This is a genomic window from Janthinobacterium rivuli (assembly GCF_009208735.1).
Taxonomy (GTDB): Bacteria; Pseudomonadota; Gammaproteobacteria; order Burkholderiales; family Burkholderiaceae_D; genus Janthinobacterium.
In genome coordinates, this window is the sequence record NZ_WFLJ01000063.1 from 1 (window position 1) to 531 (window position 531).

Here is a 531-nt window from a genome sequence, read left to right on the forward strand (position 1 = left end):
AATAGCCGTCGTAGCCATACGGCACGGTGACGGGGTGGTAGCCGCGCGGCACCATCACCACGTCGTGGTTTTCCACGGCCATGGCTTCGTCGATGGAACGGTCGTCCGTGTAGACCCGTTGAAAGGCAAAGCCCTGCTCCGGGTTCAGGCGGTGGTAATACGTTTCTTCCAGCGAACTTTCCAGCGGAATATTGTCGCTGTCGTGCTTGTGCGGCGGATAGCTGGACGAGTGGCCGGACGGCGTGACCACCTCGACCACCAGCAAGTCGTCGGCCTCGGCCGTCTGCGGCAGGATGTCGCACACATAGCGGGTATTGGCGCCCTTGCCGCGCACGGAGCGCGTCATGGCAGACGGTTCGATCAGGCGCGCCGGACGGTGGGTCGTGGCCGGCGCGCTGCACAGCGCCACTTCCGCATTGCCCACGGCCGTGATGCCGACCGTGGTTTCCAGCGGCACATACACGGCATACGGCGAGACGTCGTCAAACACGCTCTGGCGATTGCCGATGGCTTCCCACATCTGTTCACCGG

General features: G+C 64.0%; 1 protein-coding gene. It reads right to left on the reverse strand.

The window, feature by feature from the left end; genetic code table 11:
- The coding region (iolB, locus tag GCN78_RS28910) for a 5-deoxy-glucuronate isomerase (RefSeq protein WP_152254749.1) at nt 1-531 on the reverse strand (531 nt) is incomplete at both ends.